Origin of the sequence: Halopiger goleimassiliensis, assembly GCF_000455345.1 — an archaeon.
Taxonomy (GTDB): domain Archaea; phylum Halobacteriota; class Halobacteria; order Halobacteriales; family Natrialbaceae; genus Halopiger_A; species Halopiger_A goleimassiliensis.
Window position 1 is genome coordinate 124,208 of sequence record NZ_HG315691.1, and the last position, 16,853, is coordinate 141,060.

General features: G+C 64.9%; 14 protein-coding genes. 5 read left to right on the forward strand and 9 right to left on the reverse strand.

What is annotated here, in order from left to right; genetic code table 11:
* Window positions 1-86: 86 nt before the first annotated feature.
* A complete protein-coding gene (locus TX79_RS15435) occupies window positions 87-1,355 on the forward strand; it encodes an MFS transporter (protein ID WP_049928544.1) in 1,269 nt (422 codons plus the stop codon).
* A gap of 4 nt (window positions 1,356-1,359) precedes the next feature.
* Here TX79_RS15435 and TX79_RS15440 read toward each other — a convergent pair whose 3' ends face one another.
* The 5 genes from TX79_RS15440 to TX79_RS15460 all read right to left on the reverse strand — a co-directional run bounded on the left by TX79_RS15440 (window position 1,360) and on the right by TX79_RS15460 (window position 8,433).
* Window positions 1,360-2,460, reverse strand: a complete 1,101-nt coding sequence (locus TX79_RS15440) for a zinc-dependent alcohol dehydrogenase (protein WP_049928545.1) — start codon at window positions 2,458-2,460, stop codon at window positions 1,360-1,362.
* Window positions 2,461-2,546: 86 nt separating this feature from the next.
* Window positions 2,547-2,936 (reverse strand): cupin domain-containing protein, encoded by a 390-nt coding sequence (locus TX79_RS15445; protein ID WP_049928546.1) that lies wholly within the window; start codon window positions 2,934-2,936, stop codon window positions 2,547-2,549.
* A 280-nt stretch (window positions 2,937-3,216) separates the two neighbouring features.
* Complete coding sequence (locus TX79_RS15450; RefSeq protein ID WP_049928547.1) at window positions 3,217-5,811, reverse strand: methyl-accepting chemotaxis protein; 2,595 nt, start codon at window positions 5,809-5,811, stop codon at window positions 3,217-3,219.
* Between the two features lie 344 nt (window positions 5,812-6,155).
* A complete protein-coding gene (locus TX79_RS15455) occupies window positions 6,156-7,115 on the reverse strand; it encodes an aminopeptidase (RefSeq protein ID WP_195892522.1) in 960 nt (319 codons plus the stop codon).
* Between the two features lie 190 nt (window positions 7,116-7,305).
* Complete coding sequence (locus TX79_RS15460) at window positions 7,306-8,433, reverse strand: 2-methylaconitate cis-trans isomerase PrpF family protein (protein WP_049928549.1); 1,128 nt, start codon at window positions 8,431-8,433, stop codon at window positions 7,306-7,308.
* Window positions 8,434-8,634: 201 nt separating this feature from the next.
* Here TX79_RS15460 and TX79_RS15465 point away from each other — a divergent pair, with 201 nt between their 5' ends.
* Window positions 8,635-9,612 (forward strand): aminopeptidase, encoded by a 978-nt coding sequence (locus TX79_RS15465; RefSeq protein WP_049928550.1) that lies wholly within the window; start codon window positions 8,635-8,637, stop codon window positions 9,610-9,612.
* Window positions 9,613-9,821: 209 nt separating this feature from the next.
* Here the strand turns inward: TX79_RS15465 and TX79_RS15470 are convergent, their stop codons facing one another.
* The 4 genes from TX79_RS15470 to TX79_RS15485 all read right to left on the reverse strand — a co-directional run bounded on the left by TX79_RS15470 (window position 9,822) and on the right by TX79_RS15485 (window position 14,658).
* Window positions 9,822-11,342, reverse strand: a complete 1,521-nt coding sequence (locus tag TX79_RS15470; protein WP_049928551.1) for a tripartite tricarboxylate transporter permease — start codon at window positions 11,340-11,342, stop codon at window positions 9,822-9,824.
* Complete coding sequence (locus tag TX79_RS15475; protein WP_049928552.1) at window positions 11,339-11,920, reverse strand: tripartite tricarboxylate transporter TctB family protein; 582 nt, start codon at window positions 11,918-11,920, stop codon at window positions 11,339-11,341. Before TX79_RS15475 ends, TX79_RS15470 begins: the two co-directional genes overlap by 4 nt.
* A 73-nt stretch (window positions 11,921-11,993) precedes the next feature.
* Window positions 11,994-13,052, reverse strand: coding sequence for a Bug family tripartite tricarboxylate transporter substrate binding protein (locus TX79_RS15480; protein ID WP_195892523.1), 1,059 nt, complete (start codon window positions 13,050-13,052; stop codon window positions 11,994-11,996).
* A 151-nt stretch (window positions 13,053-13,203) separates the two neighbouring features.
* Entirely contained in the window at window positions 13,204-14,658 is a 1,455-nt protein-coding gene (locus TX79_RS15485; RefSeq protein ID WP_081655614.1) for an SLC13 family permease, read from the reverse strand.
* Between the two features lie 208 nt (window positions 14,659-14,866).
* On the opposite strand from TX79_RS15485, the gene TX79_RS15490 reads away from it, so the two are divergent.
* The 3 genes from TX79_RS15490 to TX79_RS15500 form a co-directional block, all read left to right on the forward strand.
* Complete coding sequence (locus TX79_RS15490) at window positions 14,867-15,301, forward strand: universal stress protein (RefSeq protein WP_049928553.1); 435 nt, start codon at window positions 14,867-14,869, stop codon at window positions 15,299-15,301.
* A 1-nt stretch (window position 15,302) separates the two neighbouring features.
* Window positions 15,303-16,262 (forward strand): NAD(P)-dependent oxidoreductase, encoded by a 960-nt coding sequence (locus TX79_RS15495; protein ID WP_049928554.1) that lies wholly within the window; start codon window positions 15,303-15,305, stop codon window positions 16,260-16,262.
* Between the two features lie 102 nt (window positions 16,263-16,364).
* Window positions 16,365-16,853 (forward strand): isocitrate/isopropylmalate family dehydrogenase (locus tag TX79_RS15500; protein WP_268257994.1); only part of this gene is annotated, 489 nt, incomplete at its 3' end.

Here is a 16,853-nt window from a genome sequence, read left to right on the forward strand (position 1 = left end):
CGGAGTTCGGGGCGACCGTCGGGATTGGCGGACCGTCTTGCCGGAGCTGATACCTTTTCGACAGCCGACGCGAGTGCTCGAAGCCAATGCAGGCGCTCGTCGATCGGTACGTCCGAGAGCTGCGGGAGACGACCCGATACCTCCGGAGCGACGGCCGCGGCTGGATCCTGGTCGCGGTCGCCTTTGGCTGGTTCCTCTCGATGGGCGTTCGGCTCAGCTATCCCGTCGCGCTGCCGCATATCATGGGCGACCTCGAGTTGGACCTGTCGATGGCCGGCCTGTTGCTGACGGTCCTCTGGACCGCGTACGCACTCGGACAGTTCCCGGGCGGCGTACTCGCCGACCGCTGGGGTGCCGGGCTCGTCCTGCTCACGAGCACCAGCCTCTCGGGCGTCTCCATCCTCCTCGTGTCGCTGTCGCCGCACGCAGCAGTGCTGTTCGGCACGACCGCGCTGCTCGGGTTCAGCACGGCGATGTACGGTCCCTCGCGGTTCCCCGTGCTCTCGGGCGTGTTCTCCGAACGCCCCGGAACCGCGATCGGACTGACGCAGGCGACCGGCAACCTCGGGAACACGCTCCTTCCGCTGATCGTCGGAACGCTCGCGGGCGTCGCCGCCTGGCAACTCGGGACGTTGCTGTTCGTCCCGCTGTTCGCGGTCGTCGCCGTTGGAATCCGGTGGGCCGTCCCCCGACGCGCCGGCTCGAGCGACGATGCCGACGGCTCGTCGCTGTCGCTCTCCCTGGAGTCGGCCCGCTTCGTGCTCTCGCGACTCGCGGTCAGGTCGGTGCTGGTCGTCGCGACGATCCAGATGTTGGGGTCGTTCACCTATCAGGGGTTCACCGGCTTCTACCCCACCTACCTCATCGACGTGAAGGGGCTCTCCGCGGGCCAGGCCTCGCTGCTGTTCAGCGTCTTCTTCGCCGGCGGCATCCTCATCCAGCCGGTCGTCGGAATGATCGGCGACAGGCTCGGCGAACGGACGACCCTGTTTTCGGTACTGCTTTTCGTCACCGGCGTCCTCGCCGTGCTCCCGTTCGTCGAGGGCTTCTGGCCGCTCCTCGGGATCACGGTCGCGTTGAGCAGTCTCCTCGCTCGAGCGGTGCTCGCGCTCACCTACCTCACGGAATCGCTGGCCGAGGAGATCCGTGGCACGGGACTGGGGGTTCTGCGGACGTGTTACATCCTGCTCGGGGCGACCAGCCCGGTCGTCGTCGGCGTGCTCGGCGAGGCCGGGTTCTTCGATCACGCCTTCTGGCTGCTCTCAGGCGTGAGCGCCGTCATGTTCCTGCTGTGTCTCGCGTTGCCGCCGCTCTCGGACGCGCAGTACGCGAAGGCAGGGACCGACAGCCGGTGAGCGGCTACTCCAGCACCAGCTGGGCCGGCCCGAGCGCGTCGTACTCGCCCTTCTCGAGCGTGACGTCGACGGCCTTCTCGAACGACTCGAGGCCCTCGAGTTCGTGGGTCACGTACTCCTCGATGGGGACGTCGCCGTCGGCGACCAGTTCGGCGGCGAGGTCGCCCGTCGACGTGCCCGGCCCCACCGACTTGTAGCCTTTCTCCGGGTTGATCCAGCGAACCATCTTCGACCGGAGGGTCCGTGGTGTGAGTTCGATATCGCCGGTGACGTGACCGACCTGGACGACGGTCCCGCCGCGCCGGACGCTCTCGAAGGCCTGGGCCAGCGGGTCGTCGCCCGACGTCGCGTGGTCCTGTTCGCCGCCGACGGCTTCGAAGGCGACGTCCGCACCGAGGCCGTCCGTCGCCTCCTCGACGACCGCGATCGGATTCGCCTCGCTCGCGTCGATCGGTGTGAGGCCGTTGCGTTCGGCGATCTCGAGCGGTCGGTCGCGGACGTCGACCGTGAACACCTCCCCGGCACCGAGTTGGGCGGCCGAGAGCCCACACTGAAAGCCCATGACGCCGGTCCCGAAGACGACGACGGTGTCGCCCGGATCGATGTCCGCATCGAGGACGCAAAGCAGGGAACTGGCCATCGGCTGCAGCGCCGCCCCCGCGGCGTCCGAAACGTCCTCGGGGAGCGTCACCAGCGGATCGGTCGGCAGGCTGACGTACTCGGCCAGTGCCCCCGGCCGATCGTAGCCGATACCGACCGTGTCCGGACAGAGGTTGTCGTAGCCGGACCGACAGTAGGTACACTCGCCGCAATGGATCTTGCCGGGCGCGTACACCCGTTCGCCGGGGTCGAACGCCGTGACTTCGTCGCCGACCTCGACGATCCGGCCGCAGAACTCGTGGCCGAACAGCCGCGCCGGTCCGCCTTCGAGCCGTTCTTTGACGGACTCGTGGTGGATGATCTCCGCCCCGCGGTAGAGCAGACACTCCGTGACGCTCAACTGGACGCGCGAGACCTCGACGAGCACCTCGCCGGGCTCCGGCGTCGGTCGCGGGACCTCGGCGACTCGTGACGACTCGAAGTCGTCGACCAGGACTGTTTCCATACTGGGAACGATTCCCTAGCACGGGTAAAGTAGCTGTGGTGCCCCCGGTTCTTGCCCCGTCCCGATCACTGCCGCCGTCCGACCACCTAGATCCGGAACTCCGTCTGGTACTCCGTCCCCGACAGCCGATCCTCCCGGAGCGGCCAGACCGCGAGGAGCACGGCCGGTTCGTCCGAGACGGCCCGGGAGGTGTGTTCTACTTCCGGCGGGATGACGATCGTATCGTAGCGCTCGAGCGAGACCTGCTCGTCCCCGACGATAAAGTCGAGTTCTCCCTCGAGCAGGACGTTCAGCTGTTCGTAGGGATGGTCGTGTGGCTCGGCATCCGGCTTGTCCGGGTCGATGACCGAGAACCCGAGCATGCGATCGATGCCCCTGAAGACCGTCTGGGTGATCCCCTCGCCCTCGCGGTACGCGGGAGCGTCCTGCAGGTTGTGCACGGTCGGAATCGCCGACTCGTCGTAGTCGCGAACCATACCGATGGAAGCGACCGTGCGGATATAACGATATCTCTGCCGTGTCCGTCCGCTGAATCCGTTGCCGACGGCATCGAACGTGGGAACCAATCGTCACGAAGGGGCAAAATTCTCTCCGATACGATGAATAATCGTCCTGATTGGAATACGACACAGTATGTCGAACTGTTCCGCGGACCGATTCGAACGATGTCGAAGCTGTGGCTTCGTCCACAAGATCACAGCGGAGACCGAACTCGACCAGTGTCGGATCTGTGGCTCGAAGTTGTGAGAACGGGAACTATTCCTCGCCGTCAGGCGCGTGCGACTCCGTTTCGTCGTACTCGACCAGTTCGCCGGCCGCCTCGTCCTCGACCGGGACGACCTCGTCCGTGGACGCCGCGGCGGATCGGTCCCCGTCCGCTTCCACGTCGGTCGCTGCGTCGCGTGCACCGGACGCTCCGTCCCCCTCGAGCACGCCCTCGGTGACGTCGAAGACGGCCACGGACTCCTCGAGGGACTGCGCCGACTCGGCCAGCGCCGCGGTTCCCGAGGCGACCTCGGAGACGGTGGCGGTCTGTTCTTCCGCCGCGGCGGCCACGCTGTCGGCTTCCGCGTTGGTCTCCTCGCTGATCTCGGTCGCTTCGTCGACCATCGAGACGACGCGCTGACTGGCCGCGGCCTGTTCGTCCGTCGCCTCGTTGATCTCGTGGATGCCGTTGTTCACGTCGTCGACCTGGGTCGCGATGTCGTCGATGGCCGTCATGCCGTCCTCGACGGCGTCGATGCTGTCTGCGACCTGCTCGCGCATCTCCTCGATGTCCTCGACAGTTTCGGTCGTCGACTGCTGAACGTCGCTGATCAGGTCGTCGACGCGCTGGGTCGCGTCGTTGGTCTCCTCGGCGAGGCTCTTGACCTCGTTCGCGACGACGGCGAACCCGTCGCCGCTCTCGCCGGCGCTGGCAGCCTCGATCGAGGCGTTCAGCGCCAGCAGGTTCGTTTGCTCGGCGATGTCGTCGATCAGGTCGACGATCGCACTGATGCGGTCCATCTCCTCGTCCAGCGCCGTGATCTGCGCCGTGATTTCCTCCGTGCGGTGCTCGAGGCGGTCCATCTCCGAGAGTACCTCGCCCGTCACGTCGCTCGCGTCGTCGGCGCGGTCGGCCGCACGATCGGAGACGGTTGCGACGTCGTCTGCCGTCGAGGCGATCTCTTCGACCGTCGCCGAGAGGCTGTTCATCTCCGAGAGCACCTCCTGGAACTGGTCCGTCTGGGTGGTCGTTCCGACGGAAATCTCCTCGGCGGACTCGCTGACGTCGCGGCTGGCCTGTTCGATCTCGTCGACGCTGGTCGCGACGTCGACGCTGACCTCGTTCACCTCCCCGGCCAACTCCTGAATCGTCAGGATCGTCTCCTCGAGGTCGGCCAGCATCGCGTTGAACGACTCCGCGATCGCGGCCATCGCCTCGTTGTCGAGATCCTCGTCGAGTTCCGTAGTGAGGTCCCCGTCGGCCGCGGCGGCCATCGCCTCGCCGACGCGCTCGGCCTGGGTCTCGAGTCGCCGCGCGAGTTCCTCCGCCTCCTGCCGCGCCTGTGCGGCGTTCTCCCGGGATTGTTCGGCCTCGGCCTTCGAGGCCTCGAGTTCCTCGATGAACGCCTCGAGATCGGCTCGCATCGTCTCGAGTGCCTCGCCGACGTCGCCCGGGACCTCCTCCTCGAGAGCGGGGTCGTCGAACTCCTGGCGTGCGATGGCGTCGGCCTGCCCGGCCACGGTCTGGAGGTAGGTCTGGATGCTCGCGAACGCGTTCTGGACGCGTCCGAGTTCGTCCCGCCGGTCGGTCGTGGCGACGTCGACGTCGAGGTCCCCCTCGGAGAGTGCGTTCGCGTTCGCCGCGAGGTCGTCGAGCGTCTTGGCGGTCGGTCGGCCGATGAGCACGCCGACCATGACCAGCCCGAGCAGCGCGACCCCGATGACCCAGACCAGCGATTGCCTCACGTCGTCGGTGAGGGCGTAGGCGTTCGCCTGGGGCGCGTGCGAGACGAGGAGCCAGTCGGTGCCCTCGATCGGAGCGTACGAGACCGCTTCGCCGGTACTCGCGTACTCGGTGAAGTCGGGCTGATCGGGTTCGAGGTCGAGGACCGACTCCTCTCGATCCTCCCGGTAGGTCTCGAGGACGGCTTCGTCGTTCGCCGCGAACTCGATTACCTCGTCGTTCTGATCGAGTACCTGCGTGTAGCTGCCGTCGATGGGGGTGTGGAACATCGACGCCCGTTCTTCGACGTCGACCGTGACCATCACCATCCCAGTGGCTTCGCCGTCGACGTGGATGGGGCTCAGGAAGCCGACCAACGCGTTGCCGTCGTGTTCGAACGTGTCCGTGTAGGTCGTCTCGAACTCCTCGTCGAGATTGCTCATGTCCTCCTCCCGAACGCCGTCCTCCGTGGGGAGGTGGACCTCCGCCGTCCCGACCAGCATGCGGACGTCCTCGCCGACGGATTCGGGATCGCTACTCGCAGCGATTCTGGCGTCAGCGGACCCCAGTCCGTACTCGAAGTAGTGGATCGCCTGCGTCGTCTCGGGGAACTCCGCGAGCTCCTCCTCGAGCGCTCGTTCGATTCTGCTCTCGTCCTGGCTAACGATCGCCTCGTGGGTGGTGAGCAGTCTCGTCTTCTGTTTGTGGTTCTCGAGCCAGTTGCTGACCTCGTCGGCCTCGGTATCGGTCGAGAGCACCATCTCGTCCTGTCGGTCGCTCGTAATCGTCCCCGAGATATCGAAGAAAAAGTACATCCCGACGATCGTAGTGAGCAAGAGGATGACTCCGAGCACGATCCCGAATTTGGCGAGATAGCTCCGGCTAATCCGATCCGGGAGCACCGTCGTTGATAATCCTACCATTGTTTCTCGAGTATACCAAACCGATTCGGCGACGTGTCAAAGTATATTCCGGCCAATCCATTTGTGTGTTCTTTCGGTCTGTAGTAACGTCACAGCCCACCCCCGGCCGCCGGTGTACGCACGCCGGGCGAGGAGACCTGCAGCGGTTCCCGACGAGGGCGCACCGTAACTCGAGCGTGATCTGACCGTCTCGAGCGGACGCCTCCTCCGGGGACGTGATCAGAGGATCGTGACTCGAACGCTGACAGGCGAAGAGAATACGGCTGCACGTCCGCAGGCAGGTCGTCGCGGTAGTGGGAACTTCCCGGGCCGAACGCGGGTCCGGTCTCGCTCCCTTCCCGTTCTTACTGCACGACGTCCTCGACCAGCTGGCCGTCCTCGACGACGACCTGGTCGTCGAGTCGGACCGTCGGCGTGCGAACGACGCCGTCGAGGTGGATCTCGCTCTTGCGGGTGCCGCCGAGGGACTCGTTGTCGCCGATGGCGAAGTGGACGGTGCCGGCCCGCTTCTTGTCCTCGGCGAGGTTGCCGATCAACTTCGCCTCCGGATTCGTTCCGATCGCGAACTCGGCGAGGTTGCCGGCGTTCTCGTCGCTCTCTTCGATCAGCTGGCGGAGTTCGTCGGCCTGTTCACCGCCCGAGACCTCGCTGACGTAGCCGTCTTCGAGTTCGAGCGTGATCGGTTCCTCGAGCTGGCCGAGGTTGTCCATCGAGACGTCGACGACGATGGTCCCGTTGGCCGTATCCTCCGCGGGATGGGTCGGCGACTCGCCCGGCGGGAGGGTCGCGAAGCCGTAGTTCTCGTGGAAGTAGCCGTCGAGCGAGAAGGCCGAACAGCCGTCGACGCTGAACGTGACGTCGGTCCCTTTGTCGCTGGTCACGTGGACGTCCGAGGCGGCGTCGAGGACGTCACGGACGGCCTCCGTGCGGCGGCGGAGTTCCTCGAAGTCGACGCTCATCGCGCCCTCGACCATCATCTCCTCGGTGACGCTCCGGAGAATCCCGAATCGGGTGCCGGCCTCGGCGGCCTCGAGGCGCGAGCGCGTGTGCGTGATCGCGTGGGTGGTACACGTAAAGGCGACGTCGGCGGCTTTCATCGCTTCCGCGACCGTCTCCGGTGGCTCGTTGCCGTGGCTCTCGAGCAACGGCATCGTCGTCGTGATCGCGTCGGCACCTGCGCCCGTCGCGGCTCGGGCGACGGCGCGTCCGACCTCCTCCTTTTTCGCGTCGGCGATGACCAGCACCTCCTCGCCGGGCTGGACGTCCAGACAATTCTCTACGATACCCCGTGCTGCCGCTGCCATCTCTACGTCGAGCATGTGTGGTTCGTGTGAAACAGGGTCGCACGCGAGATAAAAATACCGAAGCCGGCTATCGATCGCCTAGGGCGTTGCTGCGTTCGGCGTCAGCGAGCCATACGGGCTGCTGGAAGCCTTTTCCGGTGCAATCGCAGTCCGGTCGCGGCTGCATCGATACTCGTTTCGGTGGTCCGTATCAGTCGACGTTGTAGTAGCCGGTCCCGTCCATGAGCCGACGCTGGGTCCGGTAGATCGTGACGCCGTCGACGGCGGGTTCGTCGCGGTCGACGTCCGCGCGAACGGTCATCGTCCCTTTCGGGTGGCCGATGACGACCTCGTCGCCGTCGTCGACGGCGACCTCGTTGGGGATCGTTCCGGGGATGAGTGCGGCGGCCGCCGTCACGGACGCGCCCGTCACCGCGTAGACCGGGTGGAGCTTCTGCATACTCATGATCCGCGAGGTGATCGTCTGCTCCTCCGCGTGGATCGTCTCGCCGGTCGTCGCCTCGTAGGTCGTCGGCTCCGTGACGAACGCGAGTTTCGGATAGCCCGGCGATTCGATCTCGGCTCGCTCGGGGTCGTCGACGAGGCCGAGTGCGGCACAGACCTCGGCGCGGATGCGCTCGAGGCGCTCGAGCAGATCGGGATCGCTGTCGATCTCTTCGGGCAGTTCCGTCGCGGTGAGGCCGACGTCCTCGGCGCGGACGAACGCCGAGGGCGTCGTCACGTCGACGACGCTGACCTCGAGCGTCTCGCCGTCGACCTCGATTTCTGTCGTCGGCTCGCCCAGCGGAAGGAGGTCGTCGGTCACCGCGCCCGCGGGATCGACGAACGTCGTATCGACGCGAGCGCCGGTTCCCGGGACGCCGTGGACCTTGAAATCGCCCTCCGTCGCCGCGCGGCCGTCGGCCAGCGGGACGGTCTGGTCGATGATCGAGTCCGTGTTCGTGTTGTACAGCCGCAGGGTGACCTCGTCGGCGTCCTCGTCGATCGGGACGACGCGCTCGTCGACGGCGAACGCACCGATCGCACACGTGAGGTTGCCACAGTTGCCACCCCAGTCGATGACCGGTTCCTCGATGGCGACCTGGCCGAAGGTGTAGTCGACGTCGACGCCGTCGCGGTCGCTGTCCGTGACGAGCATCACCTTCGAAGTCGTCGACGTCGCGCCGCCGAGTCCGTCGATCTGTCGGTCGTCCGGGCTCCCGAACAGCGAGAGGATCGCCTCGTCCCGGTTCTCTTCGGGGAGTTCCTCCTCCCGGATGTAGACGCCCTTGCTGGTTCCGCCGCGTACGATCGCACACTCTAGTTGCTCTTGATCCATCAGTCTACGTGCCGGTTGGGGGCGCGGCTAATTGATAGTGTCGCTTCTCGCAAATTCCCGGTTGCCACGGTCGTCTGTTCCCGGTGGCGCTAAGACGGGGAGAGAGTGGAACGGAGCACGGTCGCAGGTGTTCGATCGCCTGAACGTCGGGTGATGACCGCTTCAGGAACGTATTAGTAGCGCGCTACTCGAACGGTGACCATGGACTCCGTTCAGGAGATGAAAGGCGCGAGTATCGTCGTCGAAACCTGTGCAGCGATCGAACCCGGCGAGGACGTGCTGGTCGTCAGCGACTGGAAGGTCGCGGACGTCGCCGAGCGCGTCGCCGCCGCCGCGAACGAACGCGACGCCAACGTGACGATGACGCTGATGGACCCCCGCGAGTACGACGGGAACGAGCCCGAGGAGACCGTCGCCGCCGCCATGCTCGAGGCCGACGTCATCATCACGCCGGTCCACCGTTCGATCACCCACTCCGAGGCCGCCGCGGAGGCCAAGGAGAACGGCGCTCGCCTGATCAGCATGGTCAAGTTCACCGACGAACAGCTCGTCCGCGGGGGCCTCTACGCCGACTACGAGGGGATGCGTCCCCACTGCGAGGAGATGGCCCGGAAGTTCTCCGAAGCCAGCGAGGCCCGCGTCACGTCCCCGCAGGGGACCGACGTCACCGTCGGCCTCGAGGGCCGCGACGGCAACGCCCACCCCGGCATCGCCGACGAGCCCGGCGAGTTCACCGCCCTGGTCCACATCGAATCCAACATCGCTCCCGTCGAGGGGACGACCGAAGGGACCGTCGTCTTCGACGGCGCTATCCCGAACCTCGACATCGGCGTCCTCGAGGAGCCGGTCGAGATGGAGATCGAAGACGGCGCTGTCACGTCGGTCGAGGGCGGCAAGGAAGCCGAGACGATTCAGCGCGTCTGGGAGGAACACGACGATCCCGCCGTCTACAACATCGCCCAGCTCGCGGTCGGGATGAACCCCGAGTGTCCCGAGTTCAACGGCTGGTTCTCGAACGACCACGGCCGCTACGGCAACGTCCACTTCGGGATCGGCACGAGCAGCAACCTCGGCGGTACCACCCGAGCGCCGGTCCACTTCGACGCGATGATGGCCGAACCGACGCTCGAACTCGACGGCGAGGTCGTCCTCGAGGACGGCGAGTTTACGTTCTTCTAACCGCGAGCAGTCCTCGTTTTTCGAGCCTGCCGTCTCGAGCCACGGGACGATCGTGATTCGTCGGCCGTGGCTCGGTTTCGGCGTCCTGCTGGAAGTCTGCCGTCAGGGAGAAGCGGCCGACCGACTCCGTGGATCGGAGACGAACGGTACCGCGAACGCAGAAAACCGAACACCGAGAGACTGCAGGAGAACGAGCGGCCGATGCCTTCCTACGAACCGCCTGCGCCGGCCCGTTTCTTCGCGAGCCACGGCTTGATGAACGGTCCGAAGATGACCACGAAGATCATGATCGTGATCAGGAACGAGATGGGCTGCTCGTACGGATTGATGAATATCAGGTAGGACCCATCGGACAGCTGTAACGATCGCATGAGGTTCTCCTCGGCGATGGGACCGAGGACCACCCCCAGGACGAACGCGATGATCGAGTAGTCGTGCTGGACCATGATGTAGCCGACGATGCCGAGAATCAGGACGGTCGCGACGTCCGCCCAGTTGGTGTTGAGCGAGTAGCCGCCGACGACCGAGAGCACGATGATGACGGGGATGATGAGGTGTGTGTCGAGTTGCGTGATGCGGCCCGCTCGCGTGACCAGGAAGACGCCGGCGAGCAGGATGAAGACGTTCCCGACCATCAACGCGAGGAGGAACGTGTACGTCGTCGCGAGTTCTTCGTTGAAATCGAACAGCTGGGGCCCCGGACGAAGCCCGTGCATCAGGAGTCCGCCCAGCAACACTGCCGTCGATCCGCTGCCAGGGATCCCGAACGCGAGCGTGGGAATCAGCGAGCCACCGATGGTCCCGTTGTTCGACGCCTCGGCCGAGATCACGCCGAGTGGGTTCCCCTTCCCGAAGCTCTCGGAATCGTCCGAGGACCGCATCGCCTCGCCGTACGCGAAGAAGTTCGAGACGGTCGCGCCGGCACCCGGGATAGCGCCGATCAACATCCCCATGTAGCCGGACTTGACGACGGTGATCGGATGGCTGATGGTCGTCCGAATCCCCTGGATTGCGCTGCCGCCCATGCTGATCGACTTGTCGGCGATACCGCCTTCCTTCGACGAGAGCTTGATCATCTCGGCGATCGCGAACATCCCGATCAGTGCGGCGATGAAATCGAGGCCGTCGTACAGCGCGAGCGAGCCGAACGTATACCGGAGTTCGGGCGAGTTCGGGGCGATACCGATCGAGGTCAGCATCAGGCCGAACGCGCCGGCGACGAGTCCCTTGACAATCGACCCCTGGACGACGACGGTGATCATCGCCAGCCCGAACGCAGCCATCAGGAAGAACTCGGGCGAGCCGAACATGAGGACGACCTCGATCAGCACCGGCGAGAACAGCAACAGCGTCAGCACGGACAGGAAGCCGGCGATGGCCGACGAGGTCGCCGACATCGACAGCGCCTGAACAGCCTGCCCTTTCTGTGACATCGGATAGCCGTCCAGCGTGGTCGCGGCCGCACCACCGGTACCCGGGACGTTGACCAGAATCGCCGCGATCGAACCGCCGTACATCGCTCCGCTGTACATACTGACGAGCAAGATGATCGCGTTGACCGGCTCGAGCGGGAGCGTCAGCGGTAGCACGATCGCCATCCCCATCGAACTGCCGACGCCGGGCAGCGCGCCCGCGATCGTTCCCAGGGTAATTCCGACGACCACCCAGAGGAACGTCTGTCCCGTAAAGAGAACTTGCAACGCTTCCGTGAGTGCTGCTATCGTACTCATTGGAGGACACCTTCCGTGAAGATGAAGTTACCCCTGTCGACGCGGAGGTTGAGCGCCTCGTAGAAGCCGAAGCAGATCAGCAACGACAGCGGAATCAGGACGAGCAGCGACTTCCACGAGAGTTTGAACCAGAGTCCGTACACCAGCACGAAAATCGGGCTCGCCCACATGATTCCGATCGCGTACGACAGGATTCCATACCCCAAGGCCGACGCGCCGGTGAAGACCGAATCGTGGATCGGCCGTCCGACCGTCGAGATGTCGGTGGCCTCGTCGCTCGCCTCCCTCGCGTCCTCGTCCTCGACGTCGGAGAGCTCTTCGTCCTCGACGTCGAGGAGGTCGGCCGATTCGGCCACGAACGAGTACAGCGGTTCCGGGAGGTACGACCGGAAAAGCAGCAACAGCGAACCGATCAACACGAAGCCACCGGTCAGCCGTGGGAACGTCGCAGCGGCGCTGATCGAGAAGTTGTACGACTCCCAGATCATGTACGTGGACGAGCCCACCATCAGCAGAAGAAGCACGTACTCGAGATTGATCCGGGAGACTACCTCACGGTACGCTGATTGGAAACCCATAACCGATGTATTTTAATGGATGGTATATAAGTATTGTTGACCGCCGACCCGGCGGCAGTTGGTTCTCGATCCGTTAGTTGGCTTCTTCTCGGATTGCCTCGAGATCGACGTTCTCGGGGATGATCTCGTAGGCGTCCTGGACGGCCTGCTCGGCGGATTCGCCGTCGCCGAACCGGATCACGTTACCGGTCTCCTCGGACCACTCCTGCATGTGGTCGGTCTGGAGGACTTCCTCGACGACGTCGGCGATGACTTCCGTGCGTTCACGGGGCGTCTCGGGGGGCGCGTAGATCCCGCGGCTGAGCTGGGAGATGAAGTCGATGTTCTCGTAGCCGAGATCGGTGATCGTCTCGACGTCCGGGAAGACCTCGGTTCCGTCGCTGACGAGACCGGTGACGAGGTCGACGTCGCCGCCTTCGACGGCCGCCTCGGCACCCGTGTCGGTCGCGATACAGGCCGGCACCTCGCCGGAGATAGTCGCCTGGACGGCCGGACCGGTCCCGTCGTAGCCGACGTACTGGTCCCACTCGAGGCCGTGGAGGTTCTGCATGAGAATCGCCATCACGTGGTCGACGCCGCCACGTTCCTTCCCGCTGAAGATCTCGAGGTCGCCGTCAGCGTAGCGGTCCATCAGGTCGTCGTAGCCCTCGATCTCGTGTTCGGGGTTCGCGACGATGACGAACGGCGTGCTCGCGTACGTACAGACGCCGGTGACCTCCTCGAGGTCGAAGTCCTGCGGGTTGACCATCTCGGAGACCGGGGTCGACGGCGGGTTGAACGCGGCCAGCGTGTAGCCGTCCGGGTCGGAGTACATCATCTCACCCGTGCCACGCAGCGACGCGGCCCCGGAGATGTTTTCGATCGCGATGTTGACGTCGAGTCGCTCGTCGATCAGCGGGACCATCTCTCGAGCGTAGGTGTCGGTCCCCCCACCTTCGCCGAAGGGAATGATGTATCGAAGGTCCTGCGAGGGATAGTCGTCGCCCCCACCGTTGCCGTTGCCGTTGCCGTTGCCTTCACCGTCGTCACCCAGGCAACCCGCAATACCGGTCAGCCCGGCGACAGAAAGTGCCCCAGCGCCTTGCAGCACTTTCCGGCGGTTGCAGTCGTCCGTAGTGAACTTGCGTGCCATTGCAACCCGCACGTTGCTTCTCCTCATATTTATAATTTTGGTGGTCGACTGTGAACGAGGTTCGAATACGGCTGTGTTCCGTCATATCGCGACGATTTCGTCCTACACAAGTGACACTGTGCAGGTTCGAGGATGCCCCACGAGCGCCGGGTTAGAGCATGACGTCGACGAGGGGCCAGTAGAACAGCCAGGTGAGCGGGATAACGACGAGCGCGAACAGCATGGTGAGACAGCCGAAGGCGAACACCTCTCGCAAGTCCAGCGGCCCCTGATCGAACGAGACCAGGACGGCAGTCGTGTTGAACGGGAGGAACGTGGTCGACCCGATGACCAGCAGGATCGACAGCGCGAGATAGAACTGGTCGATACCCAGCACGCCGCCGAACTCGAGGACGATCGGGAGAACGACGGTGATCGCGGCGGAGGCCGTCGAGAAGAACGTGCGCATGACGATGGCGATGGCCAACAGGATGGCGACGATCTGCCACGTCGTCATCGTCCCGAACGGGATCAGGTCGGTCATCGTATCGACGATGAACGTGAGCGTGCCGGTCGTCTCCATCACTTCCAGAATCGAGAACATCGCACCGATCACGAAGAGAATACCCCAGCTCATCGAGCGAACGTCCTCGGCCGTGATGATCTCGATGCCGGGGAGCGCGAGCACGACCACGGCGGCGACGGCCGGCAGGATCGTCGGCACGCCGAGGAAAGAGCCGACGACCCAGGCGGCTACCGTTCCACCCATGACCAGAGCGACGATCCGTTCGTCGCGACTCAGGGGATCGGGGTCGTCACCATCAACGGCGGCCTCGTCGTTGGCGGTCGATCCACCGTCGCCGATCGTCGTCGTATCGTCGATCGGGTACAGCCGCGCTGCCGCGATCGCTCCGCACGCGTAGAGAACGGCGACGGGCGGGATCATGTACACCGCCCACTCGACCCAGGTGACGTCCCGAACCGTGGACCGAATCACTTCCGAGGTGATGATCGCCATCCCGCCGCCGGTCATCAGCGACATCGAGGCGATCGGATTCACGTGTCCGAGGATGAAAAACGAGGATTTCTCGAAGTTACTCCCCCGGCCGAGCCCGTACCGGTCGGTGATTCCCTTGACGAGGGGAACGAAGGTAACCGTCCGTGCGACCGCCGAGGGCATGAAAAACGACAACGCAAACAGGTTCGCCGCCAGCGCTCGAATCGTCCGCCGTGGCGTACTTTCCCTCGAGAGGACCTGCTGGGCCGCTCGTTCGTCGAGCCCCGTCTTCGCGATCGTGTTCCCGAGCAGGATGAGCAGAAACAGGAAGAAGACGAGTTCGGAGGCGAACCCGCTGACGGCCGCGTCGAACGAGTCGGTGATGCCGAGAGCGAACAGCAAAGCCATCGCCAGCACGCTCGAGATCGTAAACGGCACCGGCTTCGTGACCCACAGGACGATCGTCAACAGGAAGACGGCCAGGACCAACTGCATCTCCCGCTCGAGACCGCCAAGCGGCGGCAACGCGAGGCCGGCGACCAGGATCGAGACCGAAACGAGCGTACCGCCCAGCTCGATGAGACGGGTACGGCGTGATACCGGTTCCGTCTCTTCGTCGTCCGAATCCATTGGAGGGGCATTCCGAGACGGCGCTGAAAAAGGCTACTGTTCCGGGGATTCTGCACCCGTTCTGTGGGCCGAGACAGCGCTGCAGTTCGGTCGACCCGACTCCCTCTGACGCACGTCTCCGTAGTGCCGTCACTCGTTTCCTTCGCCCATGTGATCGACTAACACAAGCACCAGTCTATATATCCCGTTAGTGAGTATGACGGGACGTATGACCGTTGTAGCAGCAGTCGATCGAGGCGAATCGACCGACGACGTGGTTACGGAGGCGGAGACGCTCGCGAAAGCGATGGACGAAGACCTCCACGTCGTCCACGTGCTGAGCCAGGAGGAGTTCCGCGGGATCGAACGCGCGAGCGTCGAGGAGACGGGGACGACCGTCCCCCTGGACGAGATCCGTGAGTACGCCGAAGGGATCGCCGACGACGCGGCTGACGGGATCGCCCAGGAGTACGAGCCGGTCGGCCTCGTCGGCGAAGCCGCGGAGGAACTGCTCGAGTACGTCGAGGACGTCGACGCGAGGTACATCGTCCTCGGTGGACGGAGACGGTCCCCCGTCGGGAAGGTGCTCTTCGGGAGTACAGCTCAGCCGGTGCTTCTGAGCGCGTCGTGTCCGGTCGTTACGATTACGCGGGGCGAAGAATAACATGGTACGGGCGCTGGTCGATCAGGACATCAAACCCAGGGAGATACTCTTCGACGTCGCCGACGACCGCCTCGAGTTCGAGGTCGGCGTCGAGAGCGACGAATCCGCGCTCATCGAGGCGCTGGCCGACACGCCGGTACTGGTCACCTCTTCCAGATTGCCGGTCACCGAACGGGTGCTGGAATCGGCCCCGGACCTCGAACTCGTCGCCAAGATCGGGACTGGGCTGGACTCGGTCGACCTCGTGGCAGCGGCGGACAACGGCGTCACCGTCGTCCACACGCCCGGACTCAACGCGCTCTCCGTGGCCGAACACGCGCTCTCCTTGCTTCTTGCGGTCAACCGGAACGTGTTCCTCGGCCAACAGGCGCTCGAGGCTGGCAAGTGGCGCGACGCGATGCCGACGAGCCGACCCGTCGCCGGCCAGACGATCGGGATCGTCGGGTTCGGAAACGTCGGCAGCAGGGTCGCCGGCCTGCTCGACGGCTTCAACGCGGACGTGCTCGCGTACGACCCCTACGTCCACGAGATCGATACCCAGATCACGGGGGCGGAACTCGTCTCGCTCGACCGCCTGCTCACCGAATCCGACGCGGTCGTGGTGACGGCCGAACTGACCGAAGAGACGCGTGGCATGATCGACGAAGCGGCGTTCGAGAAGTTGTCCGAGGACGCGACGCTCGTGAACACCGCACGCGGCCCCATCGTCGATCAGTCGGCGCTCGTCGACGCCATCCGCACCGGGTCCATCGCCGGTGCCGGACTCGACGTCTTCGAGACCGAACCGCTCCCGGCCGACTCCCCGCTGCACGAGTACGACGAGATCGTCGTGACGCCCCACATCGCCGCCTCGACGGATCGCTCCCGCCGTGCCACCATCGAGGCGCTGATCGAACTGGTCAACGCCTACGTCCGGGAGGAGTCGCTTCCCGACCGATTCGTCGCCGCCGATCCCGCGTAACTCCCTCGAGCGGCCTCTAGCCATAGCGATCGAACGGCGAACACGACGATGCCGTTCGAATAGCACAGTTTATGGTCGTGGAGAGAGCCCCTCCGAACGATTATGACGTACGACAAGATCGAGGTCCCCGAAGACGGGGAGCAGATCACGGCGACCGACGACGGCGAACTCGAGGTGCCGGAGAATCCGATCATCCCGATCATCTACGGCGACGGCGTCGGTAGCGACGTCGGTCCCGCCGCCCAGAAGGTGCTGCAGGCCGCGGCGGAGGCGACCGGCCGCGAAATCCACTGGATGCGCGTCTACGCCGGCGAGAGCGCCCGCGAGAAGTACGGCGAGAACCTGCCCGACGAGACCGTCGAGGCGATCAAGGAACACCGCGTCGCCATCAAGGGGCCGCTGACGACCCCCGTCGGCGCGGGCTTTCGCTCGCTGAACGTCGGCCTGCGCAAACTGCTCGATCTCTACGCCAACGTCCGGCCTACGTATCATCTGGATGGCGTCCCCTCGCCCATGTCCGAGCCCGAACAGATGGACATGGTCACCTTCCGCGAAAATACGGAGGACGTCTACGCCGGCATCGAGTGGGAA

Bases quoted from the DNA above. Each gene is read 5' to 3' on its own strand.
- TX79_RS15435 (WP_049928544.1), top strand. From the start codon at position 87: ATGCAGGCGCTCGTCGATCGGTACGTCCGAGAGCTGCGGGAGACGACC.
- TX79_RS15440 (WP_049928545.1), bottom strand. From the start codon at position 2,460: ATGGAAACAGTCCTGGTCGACGACTTCGAGTCGTCACGAGTCGCCGAG.
- TX79_RS15445 (WP_049928546.1), bottom strand. From the start codon at position 2,936: ATGGTTCGCGACTACGACGAGTCGGCGATTCCGACCGTGCACAACCTG.
- TX79_RS15450 (WP_049928547.1), bottom strand. From the start codon at position 5,811: ATGGTAGGATTATCAACGACGGTGCTCCCGGATCGGATTAGCCGGAGC.
- TX79_RS15455 (WP_195892522.1), bottom strand. From the start codon at position 7,115: ATGGCAGCGGCAGCACGGGGTATCGTAGAGAATTGTCTGGACGTCCAG.
- TX79_RS15460 (WP_049928549.1), bottom strand. From the start codon at position 8,433: ATGGATCAAGAGCAACTAGAGTGTGCGATCGTACGCGGCGGAACCAGC.
- TX79_RS15465 (WP_049928550.1), top strand. From the start codon at position 8,635: ATGGACTCCGTTCAGGAGATGAAAGGCGCGAGTATCGTCGTCGAAACC.
- TX79_RS15470 (WP_049928551.1), bottom strand. From the start codon at position 11,342: ATGAGTACGATAGCAGCACTCACGGAAGCGTTGCAAGTTCTCTTTACG.
- TX79_RS15475 (WP_049928552.1), bottom strand. From the start codon at position 11,920: ATGGGTTTCCAATCAGCGTACCGTGAGGTAGTCTCCCGGATCAATCTC.
- TX79_RS15480 (WP_195892523.1), bottom strand. From the start codon at position 13,052: ATGGCACGCAAGTTCACTACGGACGACTGCAACCGCCGGAAAGTGCTG.
- TX79_RS15485 (WP_081655614.1), bottom strand. From the start codon at position 14,658: ATGGATTCGGACGACGAAGAGACGGAACCGGTATCACGCCGTACCCGT.
- TX79_RS15490 (WP_049928553.1), top strand. From the start codon at position 14,867: ATGACCGTTGTAGCAGCAGTCGATCGAGGCGAATCGACCGACGACGTG.
- TX79_RS15495 (WP_049928554.1), top strand. From the start codon at position 15,303: ATGGTACGGGCGCTGGTCGATCAGGACATCAAACCCAGGGAGATACTC.